Genomic DNA, 19,695 nt, shown 5'->3' on the forward strand with positions numbered 1-19,695 from the left:
CGTTTTCCGGTCACAGCTGGCCGGAGCATCCGGGAAACTAGGTCCGTGCGCGAATACCTGTTCATGGCGCTCATCTCAGCGGCGGTGACCTATTTGCTGGTCCCGCTGGTGCGTCGCTTCGCCATCCGCATCGGCGCCATGCCCGAGGTTCGCGAGCGCGACGTGCACACCACGCCGACGCCCAGGCTCGGCGGCCTGGCGATGTACGGCGGCCTGGTCGTGGGCCTGCTGACCGCCGGCCAGCTCACCCACACCGGCGAGGCGCTGGCCGCCTCCGACGCCAACGCGGTCACCGCGCTGATCGTCGCGGGCGGGCTCATCACGCTGACCGGGTTCCTCGACGACTGGTGGGGCATGGACGCCTTCATCAAGCTCGGCGGGCAGATCGCGGCGGCGGGTGTGCTGGTCTTCTTCGACCTCCGGTTGCTCTACATCCCGCTGCCGAAAGACTGGGGCGGCTCCACCAGCCTCGACTACACGCTCAGCACGATCATCACCATCCTGATCGTGGTGGTGACCATCAACGCGGTCAACTTCGTCGACGGGCTCGACGGTCTCGCGGCCGGCATCGTGGGCATCGCCGCCATGGCCACCTGGGCCTACTCCATCTTCCTGGCCCAGAGCATGAGCGTCGGCAACATCACCACGACCGCCGCCATCGCCGCCGTCCTCATCGGCACGTGCCTGGGGTTCCTGCCGCACAACTTCCATCCGGCGAAAATCTTCATGGGTGACACGGGCGCGATGCTGATCGGGCTGGTGCTCGCCTCCTCGATCGTGACCGTGACCCCGCTCGACCCGGCGGCCATCGAGGACATGAACAAGGTCCCCGTGCTGCTCCCGCTGATGCTGCCCGCCGCGGTGCTGGTCCTGCCGTTGATCGACCTGATCACCGCCGTGGTGCGGCGTACCTCCCAGGGCATGTCGCCGTTCGCGCCCGACCGCGGCCACCTGCACCACCGGCTGCTGGACATCGGCCACTCGCACCGGCGCTCGGTGCTGATCATGTACGCGTGGGCGTTCCTGTTCGCCTTCGGCATGGTGCTGATGTCCCGGCAGGGTGTGCCGGTGCTGATGTTCCCCGTCGTCATCGTGCTGGCGGTGGGCGTGCTCGTGCTGATGGCCGCCCCGCGCTGGCGCGGCCGGGGTGGTGCGCACTCCGCGCCCCGGGGCAAGCAGCCCGACAACGACGACGGCCCCCCGACCGGCCCCATGCCGCCGATCCTGCCGGACACCCAGGTCAGGCGGCAGATGCCGCCGGCCGCGGACGGGCCTTCGCACGAGCGCGCCACGGCCGAGGGCAATCCGGTCATACCTGTCTTTCCGAGCCGTTCTTGATCGGGAACTAGAAAGGGCAGGTAAAAGCGGTCTTCCGTGAGCTTGTGATATCTTTCACGAGCAGGGACTCCAGACGCACCGGTTCTGGAGGTAGCAAACGCTCGCTTGATAACACGCTGATGGAGCACCGATGCAGGCCAACGACGTGCGCGTACTCAAGAGCGCCGCGATTCCGACCTTCGCGGTTGGAGTGGCCGCTGTGATCGTGGCGCTTCTGATGGCAGGTGGCAAGGGAGCATTGGGCGCGGGCATCGGCACCTTGCTGGTCGGGGTTTTCTTCAGTATCAGCGTGGTAGCGGTGTCCTATGCCGCACGCGTCTCACCGCAGATGATGGCGATCGCCGCGATGCTCAGCTATCTCGTCAAGGTCGTCGCCATCATGATCGTGCTGAGCGTTTTCGGCGATACCACGGCCTGGAATCCCAAGGCTTTCGCCTGGACGGTCGTGGTCTGCACGCTGGTGTGGACGGGCTTTGAAGTGCGCGCCTTCATCAAGACCAAGATGCTTTACGTCGACCCCGAGGCCAGGGTCCCCGGAAAGGGCGACTCATGAGGCTGGTCCTCGGACGGGGTCCGATATGACTAGTCCTCTACTCGCCTGCTATCGTCGGGGCCGCGATGAGCGCACAGGAACGCCGACCGGAAGAAGACGGTCGCGACTTCGCCGACGCCATGTGGTCGATCCCCAGCTATCTGCTCGCTGGGATGGCGATCTACGGGGGCGCCGGGTGGTTGCTGGACCGCTGGCTCGACATGTCCGCGTTCTTTCCCATAGGCACCGTCCTGGGGCTGGTGCTTGCCGGATATCTGGCCTACCGGAAGTTCTCTCGCTAGCCCGACGTAGCGAAAACTTCGCCGAGGAAACCCTTGTGATCTACTACGACGTTGAAGGGAACGCCGCGTGATTACGCTGACGGCCCCAGCCCCTGGCGGAGAGTTCCAGGCGCCGACGCCAAACGAACTCTTCGACCTGCCCCCGATTATCGCGGGGGTCGAATGGTTCACCAAGCCGGTTCTGCTGGCGGCACTCAGCGCGATCCTCGTGATCGGCCTGACCTGGGCGGCGTTCTCCAAGCCCAAGCTGGTGCCCCGAGGCATGCAGAACGTCGTCGAATACGGCTACATGTTCGTCCGTGACCAGGTCGCCCGCCCGTTCCTGGGCAAGGACGCTGACCGGTTCATGGGCCTGCTGGTGACCCTGTTCTTCCTGGTCCTCGTCTGGAACCTGGCCGGCGTCGTCCCGTTCGTCCAGTTCCCCGTGGCCTCGCACATCGCCTTCCCGGCGGTGCTCGCGATCTCGATCTACCTGCTCAAGATCTACCTCGGTATCAAGCACCAGGGCGCGGGCGGCTACTTCAAGAACATGATGTTCCCGCCGGGGCTGCCGAAGCCCATCTACGTGCTGCTGTCGCCGATCGAGTTCCTCTCGAACATGATCATCGCGCCGTTCACGCACGCGGTCCGACTGTTCGCGAACATGTTCGCGGGGCACATGCTGCTCGCCTTCTTCAGCATGGTCGGGTTCTGGTTCCTGTTCGAGAAGCTCACCCCGCTGGGCGCCGGCGTCGGCGTCGTCGGTGTGGTCATGACGATCGTCTTCACCGGGTTCGAGATCTTCATCCAGTTCCTGCAGGCATTCCTCTTCGCGATGCTGGCATCGATGTACATCGGTGGCTCCTTGCACGCAGAGCACTGAGAACCACATACCGGAATATCCATGACCGGTGAGACTCCACGTCACCGGCCGTCCAGTAAAGGAATAACAGCAATGAGCGTTCTCGCTGAGGTCTCCGGCAACGTCACCGCCATCGGTTACGGTCTCGCCGCCATCGGCCCCGGCATCGGCGTCGGCATCATCTTCGGTCAGGGCGTGCAGGCCATCGCGCGCCAGCCCGAGGCCTACGGCCTGATCCGCCAGAACATGCTCCTCGGCTTCGTCCTCACCGAGGCCCTCGCCCTGATCGGTCTGGTCGCGCCGTTCCTCTTCGCGAACCTCTAAAGGCCAGAAGAATCCCTGACGAAAGGCTGCACCCATGAAGTTGGCAGCTACGCTCCTCGCGGCGGAGGAGGGTGAGTTCAACCCCCTCCTGCCGCACATGTACGAGCTCGTCGTCGGTATCTTCTCCTTCCTCGTCGTCTTCTTCGTCGTCGGCAGAATGCTCGTCCCGCGTATCCAGAAGACGCTGGCCGAGCGGACCGACGCCATCGAGGGCGGCATCAAGAGGGCGGAGGAAGCGCAGGCGGAGGCTCAGGTTCTGCAGAAGCAGTACGCCGAGCAGCTCGAAGAGGCCCGTCGCGACGCGGCCCGGCTGCGCGAGGAAGCTCGCGAGCAGGCCGCGCAGATCAAGGCCGAGCTTCGCGAGGAGGCGCAGGCCGAGGCCCGCCGTCTCGTCGAGGCCGCGCACGCCCAGATCGAGGCGGACCGCCAGGCGGCGTTCGCCCAGCTCCGCACGGAGATCGGTCGCCTGTCGACCGAGCTGGCCGGTCGCATCGTCGGCGAATCCCTCGAGGACGAAGTCCGCCAGACCCGCATCGTCGACAGGTTCCTCGACGAGCTGGAGAGCTCGAACGCGCAGGCGGTGCGCTGATGCGCGGTCTGAGCAGGGCCTCGCTGGCCGAAGTCGAAGAGCGGTTCAACGCGGTCGCCGGTAGCGCCGACCTCGGTGAGCTCTCCGACGAGTTGTTCGCGGTCGCGGATCTGCTCGACCGTGAGCACGGCCTGCGCCGCGCCCTGTCCGACCCGGCCAGGGCGACCGAGCAGAAGGCGGGCGCCGTGCGCTCGCTGCTGCAGGGCAAGGTCAGCGAGTCGGCCCTGGCCACCGCCGAGGCCGCGGTCTCGGCGAAGTGGTCGCGTGCCGGTGACCTGGCCGACGTGCTCGAACGGCTCGGCGTCGTCGCCGCGGCGGCGGAGGCGGAGAGCCAGTCCAGGCTCGACGAGGTGGAGGACGAGCTCTTCCGCTTCGGCCGCATCGTCGCCGCCAACCCCGAGCTGCGTCGTGCGCTCGCCGACGCGGCCGCGCCCGAGGCGGGCAAGCGCGACCTGCTGCGCGACCTGCTCGAGGGCAAGGTCGGCCCGACCAGCCTGCGCCTGATCGCGCAGCTGGTGGTGCACCCGCGTGGGCGTAGCCTGGAAACAGGTCTGGATGAGGTCGGCCAGCTCGTGGCCCAGCAGCGCCAGCGCCTGGTGGCGGTGGTCCGCAGCGCGGTCGAGCTGACCGAGGCGCAGAAGGAGCGCCTGGCGGCGTGGCTGCGCACCTCCTACGGCCGTGACGTGCACCTGAACGTCGAGGTGGACAAGCGAGTGCTCGGTGGGTTCTCGGTCCGCATCGGCGACGAGATCATCGACACCACCATTGTGGGACGAATCGAAGAAGTCCGCCGCCGGTTGGCCGGCTAGGCGAATAGGGAGACAGAGTAGAGATGGCGGAGCTTACGATCCGGCCGGACGAGATCCGGGACGCGCTTGAGCGCTTCGTCCAGGCGTACGAACCGGAAGGCGCCGCGCGCGAGGAGATCGGGACCGTCGTCGACGCCGGCGACGGCATTGCCCATGTCTCCGGCCTTCCCTCGGCGATGGCGAACGAGCTGCTCGAGTTCGAGAACGGCACGCGCGGCCTGGCACTTAACCTCGACACCCGCGAGATCGGTGTCGTTGTCCTGGGCGAGTTCAGCGGCATCGAGGAGGGCCAGACGGTCCGCCGGACGGGCGAGGTCCTGTCCGTGCCCGTCGGCGACAACTTCCTCGGCCGCGTGGTCGACCCCCTGGGCAACCCGCTCGACGGCAAGGGCGCCATCGAGGCCGAGGGCGTTCGCGCCCTCGAGCTGCAGGCCCCCTCGGTCGTCCAGCGGCAGCCCGTGAAGGAATCGCTGGCCACGGGCATCAAGGCGATCGACGCCATGACGGCGATCGGCCGCGGCCAGCGTCAGCTCATCATCGGCGACCGCGGCACCGGCAAGACCGCGATCGCCGTGGACACGATCCTCAACCAGCGCGAAAACTGGGCCTCTGGCGACCCCGCCAAGCAGGTGCGCTGCGTCTACGTCGCGATCGGCCAGAAGGGCTCGACCGTCGCGCAGGTGCGTGCCCGCCTGGAGGAGGCCGGCGCGATGGAGTACACCACCATCGTCGCCGCTCCCGCCTCCGAGGCCGCCGGCTTCAAGTACATCGCGCCCTACGCCGGCTCGGCGATCGGTCAGCACTGGATGTACCAGGGCAAGCACGTCCTGATCGTCTTCGACGACCTGACCAAGCAGGCGGACGCCTACCGCGCCGTCTCTCTGCTGCTGCGCCGTCCCCCGGGCCGTGAGGCGTTCCCCGGTGACGTCTTCTACCTCCACTCCCGGCTGCTGGAGCGCTGCGCCAAGCTCTCCGACGACATGGGCGGTGGCTCGATGACGGGTCTGCCGGTCATCGAGACCAAGGGCAACGACGTCTCGGCCTTCATCCCGACCAACGTCATCTCCATCACCGACGGCCAGGTCTTCCTCGAGACGGACCTGTTCAACGCGGGCGTGCGCCCGGCCATCAACGTCGGTGTCTCGGTGTCCCGAGTCGGTGGCTCCGCTCAGTCCAAGGCCATGCGGAAGGTCGCGGGCACGCTGCGTCTGTCGCTGTCGCAGTACCGTGACCTCGAGGCCTTCGCGGCCTTCGCCTCCGACCTGGACGCCGCCTCCAAGGCCCAGCTCGAGCGCGGGCAGCGTCTGGTCGAGCTGCTCAAGCAGGCCCAGTACAGCCCGTTCTCGCTCGAGCGCGAGGTCGCCTCGATCTGGGCGGGCACGACGGGCGAGCTGGACGAGGTGCCGATCGAGGACATCCGTCGCTTCGAGCTCGAGTTCCTGGACTACATCCAGTCCTCGCACAAGGGCATCTTCGACACGATCCGTGAGACCAGGGAACTGGTCGACGACACGGTGACCGCTCTCAAGGACGCCATCACGGAGTTCAAGAAGGGCTTCACCACCTCCTCCGGCGAACTGCTGGTCAAGGACGAGCCGGTGGCGCCCCTGGGCGCGGACGAGGTCGGCCAGGAGAAGATCAAGAAGGTCGTCCGTCCGGCGGCGGAGAAGTAGGACATGGGTGCCCAGCTAAGGCTGCTGCGGCGGCGGATCAACTCGGTCAAGTCGACCGCGAAGATCACGCGCGCCCAGGAGCTCATCGCCTCTTCACGGATCGTGAGGGCGCAGCAGCGGATGCAGGCGGCGCTGCCGTACGAGCGTGAGATCACTCGCGCCGTCACCGGCGTCGTCAGCAACGCGGCCAGCGTCGACCATCCGCTGACCGTGGCGAAGGAGAACCCCGCCAAGGCGGGCGTCCTCATCGTCACCAGCGACAGCGGGTTCTGCGGCGGCTTCAACGCCAACGTCCTGCGCGAGGCCGAGGCCCTGCGCGGGCTGCTGGAGAGCCGCGGGCTGACCGTGGTGCCGTTCGTCACCGGGCGGAAGGGTGTCACCTGGCACACCTTCCGCAACCGGGAGATGGGCGGCAGCTGGGTCGGCTTCTCGCGGAAGCCGGCCTACGCCGACGCCAAGGAGATCGCGACCACGCTGATCGACTCGTTCAAGGACGACAACGGGATCGACGAGATCCACATCGTGTCGACCGAGTTCGTCTCGATGCTCACGCAGAACGTCGTGGTCAAGCGGGTCCTGCCGCTGGAGGTCGAGGAGACCGAGGCGACGGACACGACCGTGATCCCGCCGTACTTCGAGTTCGAGCCGACGGCGGGTGACGTCCTGGAGTCGCTGCTGCCGCGTTACGTGGAGTCGCGCATCTTCACCGCGTTGCTGCAGTCGGCGGCCTCCGAGGAGGCGGCCCGACGGCGCGCGATGAAGTCCGCGACCGACAACGCCAACGAGCTGATGCGGGTGCTCACCCAGCAGATGAACCAGGCTCGCCAGGCCGAGATCACCCAGGAAATCAGCGAGATCGTCGGTGGCGCCAACGCGCTCGCTGACGCCGCAGCGGGGAAAGAGTGAAATGACTGCAGAGGCTGTTGAAACTGTAGAAGCCCCCGCGGCCGGCACTGGCCGCGTGGCACGTGTCACCGGCGCCGTCGTCGACGTGGAGTTCCCCGTCGAGGCGATGCCGGAGATCTATAACGCGCTCAAGGTCGAGGTGACCCTCGGCGGCGAGACCAAGACCCTGACGCTCGAGGTCGCCCAGCACCTGGGTGACAACCTCGTCCGGGCCATCTCCATGCAGCCCACCGACGGCCTGGTCCGTGGCCAGGCGGTGGCCGACACGGGTGCGCCGATCTCGGTGCCGGTCGGCGACGTCGTCAAGGGCCACGTGTGGAACGCGCTGGGCGAGACGCTCGACGTCCCGACCTCCTCGCTCAAGATCGAGGAGCGGTGGGGCATCCACCGGCCGTCCCCGGCCTTCGACCAGCTCGAGTCGCGTACCGAGCTGCTGGTCACCGGCATCAAGGTCATCGACCTGCTCACCCCGTACGTGCAGGGTGGGAAGATCGGCCTGTTCGGTGGCGCCGGTGTCGGCAAGACCGTTCTGATCCAGGAGATGATCCGCCGGGTCGCCCGTAACTTCGGTGGCACCTCGTGCTTCGCCGGTGTGGGCGAGCGCACCCGTGAGGGCAACGACCTCTGGCTGGAGATGGAGGAGGCGGACGTCCTCAAGGACACCGCGCTCGTCTTCGGCCAGATGGACGAGCCGCCGGGCACCCGTCTGCGGGTCGCCCTGTCGGCGCTGACGATGGCGGAATACTTCCGCGATGTGCAGAAGCAGGACGTGCTGCTGTTCATCGACAACATCTTCCGCTTCACGCAGGCCGGTTCCGAGGTCTCCACCCTGCTCGGCCGTATGCCGTCGGCCGTGGGTTACCAGCCCACGCTGGCCGACGAGATGGGTGTGCTCCAGGAGCGCATCACCTCGACGCGTGGTCATTCGATCACCTCCATGCAGGCGATCTACGTGCCCGCCGACGACATCACCGACCCGGCCCCGCACAACGCGTTCGCGCACCTCGACGCGCAGACCGTTCTGTCGCGGCCGATCTCGGAGAAGGGCATCTACCCGGCGGTGGACCCGCTCGACTCCTCCTCCCGGATCCTCGACCCGCAGATCGTGGGCGAGGAGCACTACCGGGTGGCCCAGGAGACCAAGCGGATCCTGCAGAAGTACCGCGAGCTCCAGGACATCATCGCGATCCTCGGTATCGACGAGCTCTCCGAGGAGGACAAGGTCACCGTCCAGCGGGCCCGCCGCATCGAGCGCTTCCTGTCGCACCCGATGTACGCGGCCGAGGCCTTCACCGGCCAGCCGGGCGAGACCGTCCCGCTCGACGAGACCATCGCCTCCTTCAAGGGCCTCTGCGCGGGTGAGTACGACCACCTGCCCGAGCAGGCGTTCTTCATGGTCGGTGGCATCGAGCAGGCCATCGCGAAGGCCAAGGAACTCGAGCGTCGCTAATCGCCTTATGGTGGTGGTACGGCTCTTCGCGGGTCGTACCACTACCTGATCGGAAAGGAACCTACACAAGTGGCGAAGCTACGCGTAGGGGTTGTCTCACCCGAGCGTGAGATCTGGTCGGGCGAGGCCGACATGGTGATTGCCAAGACCGTGGACGGCGAGATCGGTATTATGCCGCAACACGCACCTGTGCTCGGCGTCCTCGTCGAGGGCGGCGTGCTGCGCGTGAAGCGGGAGGGTGAGCCGGAGCTGGTGGCGGCGGTGCACGGGGGCTTCATCTCCGTGGCCGACGACGAGGTGTCCGTGCTCGCCGAGGTGGCCGAGCTCGGTTCCGAGGTCGACGTCTCGGCTGCCCGTGACGCTCTCGACCGGGCCCAGGCCTCGATCGAGGCCAACCAGGAAGACGCCGACGCGGCGGTCGAGGCCAAGCGTGCCAGGGCCCGGCTGCGTGCGGCGGGCGAAGAGGTTTAATACCGTAAGCGGGGCTCAGGGGGCGGCATGGTAGCAACGGTAGTCATTGTCCTGGTGCTGCTGGCCGCCCTCATCGTGGTCCGGGGGGTGACGCTGGCCCGCTCGCGCGGGAGCGTACCCTGTCGGCTGCGGGTGGGTGACCGTGGCTGGCAGAGCGGGGTGGCCCGCTATGCCGACGGGGAGCTCCACTGGATCCCGCTCTTGGGCGTCCGACTCAGGCCGCGCCACGCGATCGCGAGGCGCGGCCTTGTCGTATCCGCTCGTCGGGAGATCGACGGCGGGCTCTACGCGGTCGACTGCGAGGGGAGCACGCGGGGGATCTCCCTGGCGATGAGCGCTGACGCGCTGACGGGGTTCCTGGCGTGGCTGGAGTCGGCGCCGCCCAGCGCCTACCTCGACGTCGCCTAGGGCCCTTCCGGAAGTGGGAGGCGCTGTGGGGGTCCTGCGGGGCTAGCGGGTGCCGCCGGGCTTCCAGACGATCTCGTTGCCGTCGTGGGCCACGCGGCAGGCGATGAAGAGCAGGTCCGACAGGCGGTTGAGGTATTTCGCGGTCAGCGGGTTCATGTCCTCGTGGGCCTGGAGGGCCGCCCAGGTCGTGCGCTCGGCCCTGCGGACCGTGACGCGGGCCACGTGAAGGGCGGCCGTCGCCGGGTCGCCACCGGGCAGGATGAAGCTGCGTAGCGGTTCGAGGCCCGCGTTGAGGCGGTCGCACTGCTCTTCGAGGCGGTCGATGTACGACTGCTCCACCCGCAACGGCGGGAACTCCGGGCTCTCGACGACCGGCGTGGCCAGGTCGGCGCCCAGGTCGAACAGCTCGTTCTGGATCCGGATCAGCAGCGCCACGAGATCGGCGGGCAGCGTGCCGTGCGCGAGCGCGACGCCCAGGTGGGCGTTGGCCTCCTCCACGTCGGCGTAGGCGGCCAGCCGGGGATCGGTCTTCGAGGTGCGGCTCATGTCGACCAGCGCTGTGGTGCCGTCGTCGCCGGCCCGGGTGTAGATGTGGGAAAGGACGACCGGCTTGTCCTTGTCGGCGCGCGTCATGGCCTCAGCGTAATGACAAATGTCATCCGGATCGTACGCGGGATCCACATCGGGCCGATGATTTCCACGACTACCTGGGCGAACGCGGCTAAAGCCACTATTGACCCATGACGAAGGAGATGACCTGATGCTCGAGATCAACGAGCTGCGCAAGCGCTTCGCGGGTGGCCCCGACGCCCCCGGCGGGAAGGTGGCGCTGGACGGGATCAGCTTCGCCGTGCGGCCGGGTGAGATGTTCGGTTTCGTAGGGGCGAACGGCGCCGGCAAGACCACCACGATGCGCATCGTGATGGGCGTGCTCCAGGCGGACTCCGGCTCGGTGAGCTGGCAGGGCAAGTCCCTCGGCTACGACGCCCGGAAGCGGTTCGGGTACATGCCCGAAGAGCGGGGGCTCTACCAGAAGATGCGGGTCGCCGAGCAGATCGAATACTTCGGCCGCCTGCACGGCATGAGCACCCCGGCCGCGAAGAAGGCCACCGACGACCTGCTGCAGCGGCTCGGGCTGACCGAGCGGCGGAGCGACGCCGTGCAGGCGCTCTCCCTGGGCAACCAGCAGCGCGTGCAGCTCGCCGTGGCGCTGGTGCACGACCCCGAGGTGCTGGTCCTGGACGAGCCGTTCTCCGGGCTCGACCCGATCGCGGTGGACGCGCTGGCCACGGCGCTGCAGGAGCGGTGCAGGGGCGGCGTACCGGTGATCTTCTCCAGCCACCAGCTGGAGCTGGTCGAGCGCCTGTGCGACTCCGTGGGCATCGTCTCGGCCGGCCGGATGGTGGCCGCCGGCACGGTGGGGGACCTGCGGGCCGCCGAGGGCAACACGCTGCGCGTGGTCGTCCGCGAGCCGTCCCCCGGCTGGGCCGACGGCCTGCCCGGCACGGTCACCGTGCAGGGCGGCCGGCACATCCTGCGTACGACCGACGGCGACGACCAGGAGATCCTGCGTCGCGCCATGAAGGCGGGCCACGTCGAGCACTTCGGCGTCGAGCAGCCGACCCTCACCGAGATCTTCAAGGAGGCCGTGGCGTGAACGGACTGATGCTGATAGCCCGGCGCGAGGTCACCACGCAGATCCGGACCCGGGCCTTCGTGATCGGCCTGCTCGTCACGGCCGCGCTGGTCGCGGCGGTGTCCTTCCTGCCCAAGATCATGGGCGGCGGCGACTCGTACACGATCGGCACCGTCAACTCCCAGCAGCTTCCGCTGCACACGGCGGCGCCCGAGGTGGAGTTCGAGTGGCGCAAGTTCGCCGACGAGGCGGCGGCCAAGCAGGCCGTGCTCGCCGGCGACGTGGACGCGGTGCTGGTCAACGACAGCAAGGTGCTCACCGACGGGGAGATCGAGACCGAGCTCGGCGTGCTCATGCAGAGCGTCAACCGGGAGTTCAAGCTCGGCGCCGCGGGTGTGGCCATCCCGCCGCTGGAGATGCAGTCCGTGGGAGCGGACACCCGGTACGAGTCCTCGCGCCAGGCGATCGCGACCGTGCTCGTCCTCGTGCTCTTCATGCTGATCATGGGACAGGTCGTCATGGTCGCCATGGGCGTGGTGGAGGAGAAGGGCAGCCGGATCGTGGAGATCCTGCTCGCGTCCGTACGGCCGTGGCAGCTGCTCGGCGGCAAGATCCTCGGGCTGGGCGTGCTCGGACTGATCAACCTGGTCACGATCGCGGTGGTCGGGCTCGGCGCGGCGGTGGCCTCCGGCGCCGCCTCGGACTTCCCGCCCGGCATCCCGGGGCTGGTGGCGGCGGTGCTGGTGTGGTTCGTGCTCGGCTACGCCTTCTTCGCCACGCTGGCGGCGGCGCTGGCCTCCCTGGTCTCGCGCCAGGAGGAGGTCAACAGCGTGCTGACCCCGCTGACCATGGGCATCATGGCCACGTACTTCGTGTCCTTCTACGTGACCAACGAGCCCACGGGCACGCTGGCCACGGTGGCGTCCTACATCCCGCCGTTCTCCTCCATGATCATGCCGGTGCGGATGGCCGCGACGGACGTGCCGATGTGGCAGGTGGGCGTGTCCATGGTGGTGATGGTGGCGGCCGTGGCCGCGGTGCTGGCCTTCGGGGCCAAGGTGTACGAGCGGGCCGTGCTGCGGACCGGGGCCAGGGTGAAGCTCGGCGACGTGCTGCGTACCCGGTAGGCGAGAAACAGACGGATGGCGATGGACTCGGTCGAGCGGGCGCGGCGCACCACCTGGAAGATCCTGGTCTTCAACTTCGTCGCCATGTGGCTGCTGATCCTCATGATGACCATGGCCGTGGTCGGCGAGGGGAAGCTCAACTGGTGGCGGGCCGCGCCCGCGTTCGTCGCCGCGGTCTGCTTCACCTGGCTCAGCCTGAGAGCCATCGACGCGGTGCTGGACCGCCGTTACCCCACCAGGCAGGTGGTGGTGGCGGCGGTCTTCGCCGTGGTCGCGGCGGGCCTGGGCGGTGCCCAACCGTTCGGCTGGGGCTGGGTGCTGGTCTGCTGGCTGTCGATCGCCTCGCTGGAGATCCCCAGGCGCACGGTCGCGCTGCTGCAGGTGGGTACGTGGGTGGCCGGCGTCTCTCTCAGCGCCCTGGGCGGGGAGGCCGGCGTGAGCGCCTGGAGCCTCGACCTGTCGGCGGATCAGGCGCTGGTGCTCAACATGGTGAGCTACGCGGTCTTCTGCGTGCTCGTGCCGCCGTCCAACCGGGTCTGGATCTGGATCTGGACGCTGGCCGTGGAGGCGCACAAGGGCCGTGAGGCGCACACGCGACTGGCGCTCGCCGAGGAGCGGCTGCGCTTCGCCAGGGACCTGCACGACCTCGTGGGGCACCAGCTCTCGGCCATCGCGGTCAAGACCGAGCTGGCCGTACGTCTGTCGGACGTGGACGCGGCGCGGGCCAAGGCCGAGATGACCGAGGTGAACCGGCTGACCAGGCAGGCGCTCAAGGAGCTGCGTCAGGCCGTGCGCGGCTACCGCGAACTTGACTTGCCCGCTGAGCTGAATAGCGTGAAAGGTGTGCTCGAAGCGGCAGGGGTCCGCTGCGAGGTTCACCTGCCCTACCGCGAGCTGCCGGACAGTGTGGCGCCGGTGTTCGCCTACGCGGTACGCGAGGCTGTGACGAACGTGCTCAAGCACAGCGCCGCGACCTTCTGCGACATCACGCTCCGCTTCACCGCGCAGGAGGCGGAGCTGACGGTGCGCAATGACGGGGCGGCCCGGCGGGGGGCCGACGACCTGGGCAGTGGCCTGGCGGGGCTGGCGGAGCGGCTGGCCGTCGTGGGCGGCGTCATGACGGCCCGTCCGACGGCCGACGGAGAGTTCCTGCTCAACGCGGTCGTGTCATTGCCGATAGATGGGTAGGGGAGTTGTGCGAGGGTCACCTCAGCGAGCACTTCGCGCAGGGGAATGACTACGCTACGTGCGTGACTGAGGAGGTGGCATGCGCGTCCGGGGCAATCCGAGAGCCCAGGTGGTACGGATCGGTGCCCGGCTCGACGCCGGCACGTCCGCGGGAGTGCGTGAGCGGCTGCACAAGGCGCTCGACTCCGGTGAGGGCGACCTGATCCTCGATCTCTCGAAGCTGGAGATGATCGACGCCACCGGTCTCGGGGTGCTCGTGGGTGCGCATCGGCGCGCGCTGAGCGTGCAACGCCGTCTCGTTCTTCGGGGGGTGCCACCGAGGATCATGCGGATACTGGCGGTCACCCGGCTGAATCGGGTGCTGCACGTGGAGGCTCCGGCGGCCGCGGTGGCCTGATGACATATCGAGCGGGTGACGATCAGCCGTCACCCGCTCTTTCCATGCTTAGACAAAATGTAGATTTCGGTTGTCCGTCTACCGGCCCCGAAAAGATCGCGTTTTCACCGGCGTTTGCATATCGCGATCAACCCGGGGCGAGGCTCCGGCTGAAGATGTGCACCGCCACCGCGACGAGTTCGTCGATCGCCGGCTGCTCTTCGGCGAGCAGCCATTCGATCAACAACTCTTGTAGCGCTCCAATTACACCGAGTGCCACCAGTCGCCGATTCAACGGGGTGGCCTGCGGGAAATCCGCGGATGCCTCCTCCACGAGCCGCGCGAACGCGTCCACCGCCCGCTGACGCGACAGTGTCAGGACGTCCCCTGATCTGCGGACCTCGACGTGCATGATGCGGGCCCGGCGCCAGTCCGCCGTTGTGAACTCGATATAGGCGCGAATCCCGGCCTTGACTCTTCCGTCAAGCGTCTCAGGCGCCTCCTGTAACGCTTTGGCCACAACCGCAAGGCTTTCCTCCACGCAGCGCTCGTGTAACGCCTGCAGGAGCTCCTCGCGGCCGCCGAAACATTCGTAGAAGGCCCGGTTGGAGATCCTGGCCTCCGAGCACAGCCTTTCGATGGTCGTCGCTACGAACCCCGGTTTCGCGTATAGCGAGTACGCGGCCGTCATCAGCCGCTCACGTCTGTCCGCCAGCCTTTGCTCAGCCGACATTCCCCGGTAAGACCGGTTCACATTCCACCCGTCCAACATGATCGTGGCCCCCAGAGCACACAATTATGGACGGATGATCGGATTTGGGAAAGGGCAAGAAGATTATCTTTTACGTCGTCCGTGCAAGAACGTGACAAGCCTGAGCAGTCGCTCAAGTTCGGCGGGGCCCCGCGTGAACGACGTGAGGTTCATCCCGGGTATCGCGAAGCGCTGACGGGAGACGGCTTTCGGCCTGGCGAACTCGCGCAGGCCGTCGGCTCCGTGGATCCTGCCGAATCCCGAGTCGCCGACCCCGCCGAACGGCAGGGCGGGGACTCCGGCGAAGGAAATGACCGAGTTGATGGCGGTCATGCCGGAGCGCATGAGGCGGGCCAGCTCCGTCGCGCGGCGGACGTTGCGGCTGAAAATCGTGCCGCCCAGGCCGTACGCCGAGGCGTTGGCCAGCTCCAACGCCTCCTGGGCGTCCCGGGTGCGGCGCACGGTGATGGTCGGGCCGAACGTCTCCTCGCGTACGGCCGGCGAGTCCTCCGGCACGTCCTCGACGATCACCGGGTCCACGTAAGGTGCGCGTACCGACGCGGTGCCGCCGGTCACCGTCCTGCCCGCCTTGACGGCGTCGTCGATGTGCCGCTTGATGATGTCCACCTGGCCGGGCATCGTGATCGGGCCGTAGTCTTCACCGGCTTTCACTTTTGTCGCCCGATCGGACAGCTCGCGCATGAAACTTTCATAGACGGCGTCCACGACGTAGACCCGCTCGACGCCCACGCAGGTCTGGCCGGCGTTGGACAGTGCGCCCCAGAGGCAGGCGTCGGCGGCCGCCTGGAGGTCGGCGTCGGCGTCCACGATGAACGCGTCCTTGCCGCCGCACTCGGCCACGATCGGCGTGAGGTTCTCGGAGCAGGCGGCCATGACCCGCTTCGCCGTGGCGGTGGAGCCGGTGAAGGCGACCTTCTTCACCCTGGGGTCGGCCGCCAGCGCCGCGCCGGTCTCGCCCAGACCCGTCACGGTCTGGAACACCTTGTACTCGGGGACGGACTCCTCGAAGAGCTCGGCGAGGCGGACCCCGATGCCGGGGGTGAGCTCGCTCGGCTTGAACACGACGGCGTTGCCGGCCGCCAGGGCGTAGGCGATGGAGCCCATGGGGGTGAAGACCGGGTAGTTCCACGGGCCGATGACGGCGACGACGCCGAGGGGAAGGTATTCGAGGGTGGCGGTCAGGTTGAGGCCGATCATGCCGGTGGCCACGCGGCGGCGGCCGAGCACCTTCTGGGCGTTGCGGGCGGCCCAGTCGATGTGGGTGACGGCCAGCACGATCTCCAGCGTGGCGTCGCCCACCGGCTTGCCCGTCTCCTGGTGGACGAGGGCGGCCAGCTCGCGGATGTGCTGGGTGAGCACCGCCTTGTAGTCCAGCAGGCGGCGCCGGCGCTCCGCCGCGGGCAGCGCGGCCCACCACGCGGCCGCCTCCTCCGCCCGGCCGACGGCCTCGTGGACGGCGGCGGGAGTGTGCTTGGGATGACTGCCGACGACCTCGCCGGTAGCCGGATTGAGTGAGTCGAAGGTCAGCGTCGTCATGGCGCCACGATAAACCGGTAAGCCATCGCTTACTAGAGTCGGGGCGCCGGTGCCGGGCAGGCTGGCCCTCAGAGCGCGCTGAACGCGCCCTGGGCCGCCGGAGGACCACTCAGGGGGCCCAGGGGCGCTCCGTGACGGCGGGCCACCACTGAAGGGTCAGAGGGCGTTTCCCTGGAGGGCCCTCAGCCGGAGTGCGGCGGGTGGGGAGCCACGGCAGCGCGTAGATCTAGAAAAGCGCGTAGATCTAGAAAAGGGTCGGGTTCTCCGGCTCGATGCCGCGCAGGGCGTCGTAGTCGAGGGTGACGCAGTTGATGCCGCGGTCGGTGGCCAGGACGCGGGCCTGGGGCTTGATCTCCTGCGCCGCGAACACCCCGCGCACCGGAGCCAGCAGCGGGTCGCGGTTGAGCAGCTCCAGGTAGCGCGTGAGCTGCTCCACCCCGTCGATCTCCCCGCGGCGCTTGATCTCCACCGCCACCGTCGACCCCGCCGCGTCCCTGCACAGGATGTCCACGGGCCCGATCGCCGTCATGTATTCGCGGCGGATCAGCGAGTAGCCGTCGCCCAGCGTCGTGATGTGCTCGGCGAGCAGCTCCTGCAGGTGGGCCTCCACGCCGTCCTTGATCAGGCCGGGGTCCACCCCGAGCTCGTGGCTGGAGTCGTGGAGGATCTCCTCCATGGTCAGGACCAGCTTCTCGCCGGTCTTGCCGTGGGTGACCGTCCAGGTCTCGCCGTCCTCTTTGAGCTTGCACGGCGGGTTCATCCAGTTGAGCGGCTTGAAGGCGCGGTCGTCGGCGTGGATGCTCACGCTGCCGTCCGCCTTGATGAGCACGAGTCTCGGCGCCATCGGCAGGTGCGCCGTGAGCCGTCCGATGTAATCCACGCTGCATCGCGCGATGACCAGCCGCATGACCGTCCACCTTAGTGCCTCTGGAAAACTGGACGCATGGCGTTTGAACGGGTGGGAGTGGTCGGTCTCGGCACGATGGGTGCCGGGATCGCCGAGGTGTTCGCGCGGGCGGGGCTGCGCGTGATCGGGGTCGAGGCCGACGCCGAGATGCTGGCCAGGGGGCGCGGGCTCCTGGAGAGATCCACCGGCCGCGCCGTCGACAAGGGCAAGCTGACCGGCGCGGAGCGGGACGAGATCCTCGGCCGCGTGACGCTGACCACCTCGCGCGCCGACCTGCGCGACGCCGACCTGGTGATCGAGGCCATCCCGGAGATCCTCGACTACAAGGTCTCCCTGTTCGAGGACCTCGACGGCATCTGCAAGCCCGAGACCGTCCTGGCCACCAACACCTCCTCCCTGTCCGTCACCGCCATCGCCGCCGCCACCGGGCGTCCGGGGCGGGTGGTCGGCCTGCACTTCTTCAATCCGGCGCCGGTGATGCGGCTGGTCGAGGTCGTGAGCACAGTCGTGACCGAGCCGGGGGTCGTCGGCGCGGTCTCGGAGCTGGCGGGCCGGCTGGGGAAGACGGCCGTGACGGTGGGCGACCGGGCCGGGTTCGTGGTCAACCGGCTGCTGCTGCCCTATCTCAACCACGCGGTCGCGCTCATGGAGCAGGGCGTGGCCGGGCGCGACGACATCGACCTGGCCATGAAGGTGGGCGTCGGGCTGCCGATGGGGCCGTTCACGCTGCTGGACCTGATCGGGCTCGACACCTCCTACGAGGTGATGGAGGTGCTGTTCGACGAGACGCGCGAGCGCCGGCACGCGCCGTCGCCGCTGCTGCGGGAGCTGGTCACCGCCGGGTTGCTCGGGCGCAAGTCGGGGCGGGGCTTCTACGGCGAGGAGCGGGCCCACCCCTCGGGTGCCGGACGCTCCCTGCCGATCGCGTTCGACGTGGCGGGGCCGGGCTCCGAGGAGCTGGTGGCACGGCTGGCGGCGGCCGGGTTCGAGCGGTCCGGCGAGGGCGCCGACGTCGTGCTGCGGCTCGCCGACCGCCCGGTGGTCGAGCACGCCGTACGCCTGCGCGACCCCGCCACGATGGTCGGCGTGCACCTCGTCGGCGACCAGGTGGCCGAGCTGGCGAGCACGGCGCTGACCTCCGACGCGGCCGCCGACGCGGCCGCGGACCTGATGAAGGTCGCGGGCCTGTCGCCGGTGTCGTGCAAGGACCGGGCGGGCTTCGTGGTGGACGCGCTGCTCTACCCCTACCTGAACGACGCCGTCCGCATGCACGACGCCGGCTACGCCTCGATCGACGACATCGACGCCGCCATGCGCCTGGGCTGCGGCTACCCGGCCGGCCCCTTCCAGACGCTGGAGTCCCTGGGCCTGGCCCGCGTACGCGACGGACTGAGGGCCCTCTACGCCGAATACCGCGAGCCGGCCTTCGCCCCCGCCCCCCTGCTCGACCAGCTCGTCACCGCGGGCGCGAGCGAGTTCCCCCGCCGATGAGCCCCCGCCGCGCCCGCCGCAGGGAGTCCTCCCGCCCCTTCGGCTTCCCGACCGGCCTGGACAAGGTGGAGGAGTGGCCCGACGGCGAGTGGAAGGTCCGCATGCTCACCGGCGCCTCCTCGGCCAAGAACTACCGGTGCCCGGGCTGCGACCAGGAGATCGCCGGCGGCCGGCCGCACCTCGTGGCCTGGCCCAACTGGCCGGGCGGCGACGAGGAACGCCGCCACTGGCATTCCGCCTGCTGGCGTAAGAGACTCGACCGCGGCCCCGGCCGCAGCCGTTACTGAAGGGACCCATGGTGGACATTCGCGCGGCGACGGTGCTGCCCGCCCGGCGGGAGCCGATCGAGCTGCACACCGGCGACGGCCTGACCCTGGTCGGCGAGCTGGCCCAGCCCCTCGACCGGCCCCCGGTGGCGACGCTGGTCACGCTGCACCCGCTGCCCACCCACGGCGGGTTCATGGACAGCCACGTCTACAAGAAGGCCGCCAACCGGCTGCCCGCGCTCGCCGATCTGGCCGTGCTGCGCTTCAACACCCGGGGCACCTCCTCCGACCGCGGCACCTCGGAGGGGACGTTCGACGGGGGCGAGGGGGAGCGGTTCGACGTGGCCGCGGCGCTGGAATACGCCGAATACCACGACCTGCCGCACGTGTGGGTGGTCGGCTGGTCGTTCGGCACCGAGCTGACGCTCAAGTGGGCGCACGATCCGCTGGTGGAGGGCGCGATCCTGCTCTCGCCGCCGCTGCACAGGGCCACCGACGCCGATCTGGACGCCTGGGCGGGATTCGGGCGGCCGCTGGTGGCGCTGGTGCCGGAGTTCGACGACTACCTGCGGCCGGAGGAGGCCCGGTCCCGGTTCGCGCGGGTGCCGCAGGCCGAGGTCATCGGGGTCGACGGGGCCAAGCACCTGTGGGTGGGGGAGCCGTACGTACGCATCGTGCTGGACGAGATCGTCAAGCGCGTCAACCCGGCGGCCTGGCCGCTGCCGGTGGAGGTATGACGGATATTTCCGGATA

At 68.6% G+C, this 19,695-nt stretch carries 23 protein-coding genes; 19 read left to right on the forward strand and 4 right to left on the reverse strand.

What is annotated here, in order from left to right:
• Positions 1 to 45 precede the first annotated feature (45 nt).
• The 12 genes from ACTWPW_RS04960 (at position 46) to ACTWPW_RS05015 (ending at position 9,643) form a co-directional block, all read left to right on the forward strand.
• Complete coding sequence (locus ACTWPW_RS04960; protein ID WP_375114909.1) at positions 46 to 1,338, forward strand: glycosyltransferase family 4 protein; 1,293 nt, start codon at positions 46 to 48, stop codon at positions 1,336 to 1,338.
• 130 nt (positions 1,339 to 1,468) lie between these two features.
• Entirely contained in the window at positions 1,469 to 1,891 is a 423-nt protein-coding gene (locus ACTWPW_RS04965; RefSeq protein WP_364114395.1) for a hypothetical protein, read from the forward strand.
• A gap of 65 nt (positions 1,892 to 1,956) precedes the next feature.
• Positions 1,957 to 2,172, forward strand: a complete 216-nt coding sequence (locus tag ACTWPW_RS04970) for an AtpZ/AtpI family protein (RefSeq protein ID WP_364114397.1) — start codon at positions 1,957 to 1,959, stop codon at positions 2,170 to 2,172.
• A gap of 67 nt (positions 2,173 to 2,239) precedes the next feature.
• Positions 2,240 to 3,034 (forward strand): F0F1 ATP synthase subunit A, encoded by a 795-nt coding sequence (atpB, locus tag ACTWPW_RS04975; protein ID WP_375114910.1) that lies wholly within the window; start codon positions 2,240 to 2,242, stop codon positions 3,032 to 3,034.
• A 72-nt stretch (positions 3,035 to 3,106) separates the two neighbouring features.
• Positions 3,107 to 3,337, forward strand: a complete 231-nt coding sequence (atpE, locus tag ACTWPW_RS04980) for an ATP synthase F0 subunit C (protein ID WP_103955992.1) — start codon at positions 3,107 to 3,109, stop codon at positions 3,335 to 3,337.
• 34 nt (positions 3,338 to 3,371) lie between these two features.
• Positions 3,372 to 3,926: a F0F1 ATP synthase subunit B gene (locus ACTWPW_RS04985; RefSeq protein WP_375114911.1), complete on the forward strand. Its 555-nt coding sequence runs from the start codon at positions 3,372 to 3,374 to the stop codon at positions 3,924 to 3,926.
• Entirely contained in the window at positions 3,926 to 4,735 is an 810-nt protein-coding gene (locus tag ACTWPW_RS04990; RefSeq protein ID WP_364114403.1) for a F0F1 ATP synthase subunit delta, read from the forward strand. The genes ACTWPW_RS04985 and ACTWPW_RS04990 overlap by 1 nt, the downstream gene beginning before the upstream one ends.
• Positions 4,736 to 4,758: 23 nt before the next feature.
• Positions 4,759 to 6,408, forward strand: a complete 1,650-nt coding sequence (gene atpA, locus ACTWPW_RS04995) for a F0F1 ATP synthase subunit alpha (RefSeq protein ID WP_375114912.1) — start codon at positions 4,759 to 4,761, stop codon at positions 6,406 to 6,408.
• A gap of 3 nt (positions 6,409 to 6,411) precedes the next feature.
• Positions 6,412 to 7,314, forward strand: coding sequence for a F0F1 ATP synthase subunit gamma (locus ACTWPW_RS05000; protein ID WP_375114913.1), 903 nt, complete (start codon positions 6,412 to 6,414; stop codon positions 7,312 to 7,314).
• Position 7,315: 1 nt separating this feature from the next.
• Positions 7,316 to 8,764 carry a F0F1 ATP synthase subunit beta gene (gene atpD / locus ACTWPW_RS05005; RefSeq protein ID WP_364114409.1) on the forward strand — a complete coding sequence of 483 codons (1,449 nt, stop codon included), beginning with the start codon at positions 7,316 to 7,318 and terminating at the stop codon, positions 8,762 to 8,764.
• Positions 8,765 to 8,833: 69 nt separating this feature from the next.
• Entirely contained in the window at positions 8,834 to 9,235 is a 402-nt protein-coding gene (locus tag ACTWPW_RS05010) for a F0F1 ATP synthase subunit epsilon (protein ID WP_364114411.1), read from the forward strand.
• A gap of 27 nt (positions 9,236 to 9,262) precedes the next feature.
• A complete protein-coding gene (locus ACTWPW_RS05015) occupies positions 9,263 to 9,643 on the forward strand; it encodes a DUF2550 domain-containing protein (protein ID WP_375114914.1) in 381 nt (126 codons plus the stop codon).
• A 42-nt stretch (positions 9,644 to 9,685) separates the two neighbouring features.
• Here ACTWPW_RS05015 and ACTWPW_RS05020 read toward each other — a convergent pair whose 3' ends face one another.
• Positions 9,686 to 10,276, reverse strand: a complete 591-nt coding sequence (locus ACTWPW_RS05020; RefSeq protein ID WP_364114415.1) for a cob(I)yrinic acid a,c-diamide adenosyltransferase — start codon at positions 10,274 to 10,276, stop codon at positions 9,686 to 9,688.
• A 127-nt stretch (positions 10,277 to 10,403) separates the two neighbouring features.
• Here ACTWPW_RS05020 and ACTWPW_RS05025 point away from each other — a divergent pair, with 127 nt between their 5' ends.
• The 4 genes from ACTWPW_RS05025 to ACTWPW_RS05040 all read left to right on the forward strand — a co-directional run bounded on the left by ACTWPW_RS05025 (position 10,404) and on the right by ACTWPW_RS05040 (position 13,991).
• Positions 10,404 to 11,300, forward strand: coding sequence for an ABC transporter ATP-binding protein (locus ACTWPW_RS05025; RefSeq protein ID WP_375114915.1), 897 nt, complete (start codon positions 10,404 to 10,406; stop codon positions 11,298 to 11,300).
• Complete coding sequence (locus ACTWPW_RS05030) at positions 11,297 to 12,406, forward strand: ABC transporter permease (RefSeq protein ID WP_375114916.1); 1,110 nt, start codon at positions 11,297 to 11,299, stop codon at positions 12,404 to 12,406. The genes ACTWPW_RS05025 and ACTWPW_RS05030 overlap by 4 nt, the downstream gene beginning before the upstream one ends.
• Before the next feature lie 15 nt (positions 12,407 to 12,421).
• Positions 12,422 to 13,594 (forward strand): sensor histidine kinase, encoded by a 1,173-nt coding sequence (locus ACTWPW_RS05035; RefSeq protein ID WP_443168067.1) that lies wholly within the window; start codon positions 12,422 to 12,424, stop codon positions 13,592 to 13,594.
• 79 nt (positions 13,595 to 13,673) lie between these two features.
• Positions 13,674 to 13,991, forward strand: a complete 318-nt coding sequence (locus ACTWPW_RS05040; RefSeq protein WP_357859237.1) for an STAS domain-containing protein — start codon at positions 13,674 to 13,676, stop codon at positions 13,989 to 13,991.
• Between the two features lie 127 nt (positions 13,992 to 14,118).
• Here ACTWPW_RS05040 and ACTWPW_RS05045 read toward each other — a convergent pair whose 3' ends face one another.
• From ACTWPW_RS05045 to nucS, 3 genes are all read right to left on the reverse strand, one after another.
• Entirely contained in the window at positions 14,119 to 14,661 is a 543-nt protein-coding gene (locus ACTWPW_RS05045) for a TetR/AcrR family transcriptional regulator (RefSeq protein WP_364114423.1), read from the reverse strand.
• 144 nt (positions 14,662 to 14,805) lie between these two features.
• On the reverse strand, positions 14,806 to 16,278 hold the full coding sequence (locus ACTWPW_RS05050) for an aldehyde dehydrogenase family protein (protein WP_443168068.1): 1,473 nt from the start codon (positions 16,276 to 16,278) through the stop codon (positions 14,806 to 14,808).
• Positions 16,279 to 16,522: 244 nt separating this feature from the next.
• The gene (gene nucS, locus ACTWPW_RS05055; protein ID WP_364114427.1) at positions 16,523 to 17,185 is read right to left on the reverse strand and encodes an endonuclease NucS; all 663 of its coding nucleotides are present in this window, start codon (positions 17,183 to 17,185) and stop codon (positions 16,523 to 16,525) included.
• Between the two features lie 36 nt (positions 17,186 to 17,221).
• On the opposite strand from nucS, the gene ACTWPW_RS05060 reads away from it, so the two are divergent.
• The 3 genes from ACTWPW_RS05060 to ACTWPW_RS05070 are packed head-to-tail and all read left to right on the forward strand — an operon-like array spanning position 17,222 to position 19,679.
• Positions 17,222 to 18,676, forward strand: coding sequence for a 3-hydroxyacyl-CoA dehydrogenase (locus ACTWPW_RS05060; protein ID WP_443168069.1), 1,455 nt, complete (start codon positions 17,222 to 17,224; stop codon positions 18,674 to 18,676).
• Complete coding sequence (locus tag ACTWPW_RS05065) at positions 18,673 to 18,963, forward strand: ATP/GTP-binding protein (RefSeq protein WP_364114431.1); 291 nt, start codon at positions 18,673 to 18,675, stop codon at positions 18,961 to 18,963. Before ACTWPW_RS05060 ends, ACTWPW_RS05065 begins: the two co-directional genes overlap by 4 nt.
• Before the next feature lie 11 nt (positions 18,964 to 18,974).
• The gene (locus ACTWPW_RS05070) at positions 18,975 to 19,679 is read left to right on the forward strand and encodes an alpha/beta hydrolase (RefSeq protein WP_375115123.1); all 705 of its coding nucleotides are present in this window, start codon (positions 18,975 to 18,977) and stop codon (positions 19,677 to 19,679) included.
• Positions 19,680 to 19,695 lie beyond the last annotated feature (16 nt).

Source organism: Nonomuraea sp. KM90 (assembly GCF_052246675.1).
GTDB lineage: Bacteria > Actinomycetota > Actinomycetes > Streptosporangiales > Streptosporangiaceae > Nonomuraea.